4 protein-coding genes are annotated in these 3,546 nt (G+C 33.8%); 2 read left to right on the forward strand and 2 right to left on the reverse strand.

Going from position 1 to position 3,546, the window contains the following annotated elements:
* Positions 1-2,128, reverse strand: a 2,128-nt coding sequence (locus ACY3FQ_RS18385) for a hypothetical protein (RefSeq protein WP_489774614.1), incomplete at its 3' end; no start/stop codon positions are given.
* Positions 2,129-2,140: 12 nt separating this feature from the next.
* Positions 2,141-2,605 carry a hypothetical protein gene (locus ACY3FQ_RS18390; protein WP_171066967.1) on the reverse strand — a complete coding sequence of 155 codons (465 nt, stop codon included), beginning with the start codon at positions 2,603-2,605 and terminating at the stop codon, positions 2,141-2,143.
* Positions 2,606-2,879: 274 nt separating this feature from the next.
* Here ACY3FQ_RS18390 and ACY3FQ_RS18395 point away from each other — a divergent pair, with 274 nt between their 5' ends.
* Together ACY3FQ_RS18395 and ACY3FQ_RS18400 are read left to right on the forward strand one after the other, a co-directional pair.
* Positions 2,880-3,047 (forward strand): YhfG family protein, encoded by a 168-nt coding sequence (locus ACY3FQ_RS18395; protein WP_002125865.1) that lies wholly within the window; start codon positions 2,880-2,882, stop codon positions 3,045-3,047.
* Positions 3,048-3,059: 12 nt separating this feature from the next.
* Positions 3,060-3,546 (forward strand): putative adenosine monophosphate-protein transferase Fic (locus tag ACY3FQ_RS18400; protein ID WP_489774615.1); only part of this gene is annotated, 487 nt, incomplete at its 3' end.

A 3,546-nucleotide genomic window follows, 5' to 3' on the forward strand; every position in this document is an offset into this window, starting at 1 on the left:
AAAAATTCATATCAAAATGACGTAACCAATTCGAATACATATTCTTTGGAAAGATTCCTTCCATATATAAATTTACCCAGTTTCGAGATAAAGGGATTAACTTAATTTTTCTGCTCTGCCACTCTTTGACAGTTATCGGCAAGATATCTTTACTATCAATGACCTTGCCAAAAAGATCATTTACAGTAATTTTCTTTGCAAAGACTTGTCTAAAAAACGAACCGTACGCTTCAATAATTTGTTCTAAAAAGACTGTGTAATTTTGCAGTGTTTTTATGAAAAAATCAGATAATGGGATAAAACGACCATCTTTTCTTGCTTTACTATTTCTTTTATCGTTTACATATAAAAGCTTGAGCTCAACACAATAATCATCCAAATTCCCCAACAGGTTTTCTTTAGGCCGACTTGCCAAACTCAACAAGCTGATATGCCACATCCAACATGCGTATGCATTCAGTTGATTAATGATATGTTGATCTTTTTGAATATTTTCTTGGCAATGTTTATGTAAAAAAGCAAATTGCTCTTTCACAAAACTGGGTTCAAGTGCCAGTTGGCTCCCTATCCTTCCTAGAGCTAAGGCAGATTGCACTTTGAATTGTTGTCGCAATATTTTGAGTTCTTCAGTAAATTGCGAGGAATGTGTAAGTGCTGTTTCTACAAAGGCTAGATATGTGCTACTGAGTTGAGCTTTCGGTAGCCCTCCATAATAGATACCAGGCATGTGATGCTGACTATCCCGCCCAGCAATTACATGAGCTAGATATTCATTATATGTTTCATAATATATATGAAAATATAATTGAGCCTGCAGTTTTTCAACAGTGATCGAACCTACAAACCGATTATCAAGCCAATTCTTAAGTTTTGTATTAATGTCTGTTGAAGAAATTATTGGATTCGATGCTTGTTCTATATAGTCAAACCAAGCAGAAGGTAAATGTAGTTGATGTGTCATCACTTCATTCCATCGCTCATCATTTAAGCTCTTAATCTTCTGCTCTGTAATTTTAAGATTTAATTTGAGTAAATATTCGCGACGTCTACTTGAACCATTTTGGATCAAAATTCCATCTTGAATAAGCTCGTTAAAATCCATCAGTGCGACGGGTGATAATCCCGTCAAAAGTGACAATAAACATGCTGCAGCGATTGCAGCATCATTCCAGTCCCTATTTAACTCAGTTCTCAACACATAAACAATTTGCTTCAGTATATCTGGCGCCAAATAATGTGGATTTGTAATAAATGGCGCATGACGGCGTTGGCGATGCCGCGTGTAATACGCAGCATAATCACTAATTAAATGATTAAAATTTTTAGTTTTTTCATCTTCAGAGTATAATTCTACTTCAGTGTCCAATAACTCAATTTCACGATCTTCATCTTTGTGAAGAGAGGCATCATAAAAACTGATCTTTGCGTTATGTCCGATATCTTCATGCTTACCTGATTTTATTTCACGAAATTTTTTGAGTTCATTTTTAGTGGGCCATTTCAAAACTTTGCTTTTTTTTGACTTACGCTGACGATGAACTACACGACGATCATCTAGTCTTTTAAAAATTATTAATAGAGCCGATAAATACTCTATGGCTTGTACTTGTTTGAAATCTTTAATATTAAAAAGTTGATTACGATCCTCCTTTTTCAAGTTACGTTCGTACATGACATAGCGATTTAGTAGCTCACTGCATTCTTGAAATAATTCAGCATGATTAGAATCCAGAACATATCGTGAGACATAGCGAAAGAGATCACAAACATGTTTTTGCTTATTCTCAGCTTTATCAATTTTTGCAAATTCTTGATACTGCCGATATGTTAAAAAACTCGCTTGCAAAATCAAATAACGTACAGACGACAACTCTTGAGTATTACTAATATTCGGACATGAAAAATAACTCAAAGCAGCCAAAAAAGAATACTTACCGATCTGTCTGGAGCCTGATATATAGCTATAAATTTGTTGTGCTAATTTGTATAGCGCGTAGACTTCTTTATACAAATCATCTGATAGATCAATAAATTGTGTATTCACAACATCATCATGTAACAGACAATAATCTTTTTGGAATTTTTCTGCTAAATCTAAAAAGTGCTCTTCTGCGTCAATCTTCGGCATATTCATTTTCGCTTAATTTTTTATCACATTGCATTGTCTAAATTCATTACGATCTAAACAATTTTGTAAAAGTTGATCTTTTATTGGATTCTTTGTTAGCTTAAAAAATCGAGCAAAAAATTTAGCATCCAGCTCTTTCTGAGCTTTCCTTTCAAAGCACAAGTGTTGCTGTGATTTTTCGATAAAATCATCAAGATTATGTATCAACTGTAAGATTGCAACATAATTAGAATGCACACGTAAGCCAGGCTCCGTTTGCATCAATAGCAAGATTTTTTGCCAAATTTTGACGTAGATTACTTTGAACTTTGCCTGTACTACTACTTTCTGACTCTGTTTAATCTTTTTGATTTTTAGTAGTTCTGAGTTAATTTTTACTATCTCAAGCAGAACATTTGGTCGGTCAAAGCAAAAGGGCATGATAAATTGCCCCATAAAAATCTCTATATTTTTTACTAAATAGGCAAATTTTAACATTTTTATCGATATAAAAAATGAGCATATCTTTGTATATGAAAATTCATTTAATTAATCAATCAAATCTTCTTAAAATTACAATTATCAACAACTACATAGGTTTTTCTTATTAAAGTTGATCTAAATTTCAAATATTCTTCCAATTTTTTTTAGTTTTCTGTTATTACATGAAACAATACCGTTGTATTACATTTTGAAATGCTGTGTATGCAGCATTGATCAAAAAGATTCTCTGCTATACTTACTTCACGTGTAGCATCAATGGAGTTTCGAAATGCTCAGAACCACTGAACAGAAAAAAAAATATATTCAAGCGACACGTGCGCAAAACTATCAAGCCAGCCTAAAGCTTGAAGGCATTACAACGACAGCTCAAACAACTCAACAAAGTAAAGCTGAAATCTTGCAAAAATATAAGAAGTATTCGCAACCCGAAACTTAGTCAGGTGCATGTATGGATAAATATGGGGAAATGGGTGACAGCCTGTATTGTTACCCTGGCACAAATATCCTAAAGAACAAACTCAATATTCATGATGAACAAATTTTAGAACAAGCTGAACTAGAACTGTCTGGATTGGCAAGTAACTTAATTGAATATGCTGAACCACCTTACGACTTACAATACTTAAAATCAATTCATGCGCAGCTCTTTGGCGACTTATACGACTGGGCAGGAAAGTTAAGACAAATCGATATTTCCAAAGGTGACACCCGTTTTTGTAATTTTTCCCGTATTGAAATTGAAACCAATAAACTACTCAAACCGCTTCAAGAAAAAAAATACTTTCAAGGCTTAGCACCACAACAACTGATTCCTCAACTTGCCGACTTGTATTGTGAGCTTAATGTCATACACCCATTCCGTGAAGGTAATGGACGTACACAACGGATTTTCTTTGAGCATCTGATTGCTCATTGTGGTTATGGTATTGATTGGT

This window comes from Acinetobacter sp. AB03, from assembly GCF_058107045.1.

What these genes read in the sequence shown, in the direction of transcription:
- ACY3FQ_RS18390 (WP_171066967.1), bottom strand. Translation starts at nt 2,605, where the DNA reads ATGTTAAAATTTGCCTATTTAGTAAAAAATATAGAGATTTTTATGGGG.
- ACY3FQ_RS18395 (WP_002125865.1), top strand. Translation starts at nt 2,880, where the DNA reads ATGCTCAGAACCACTGAACAGAAAAAAAAATATATTCAAGCGACACGT.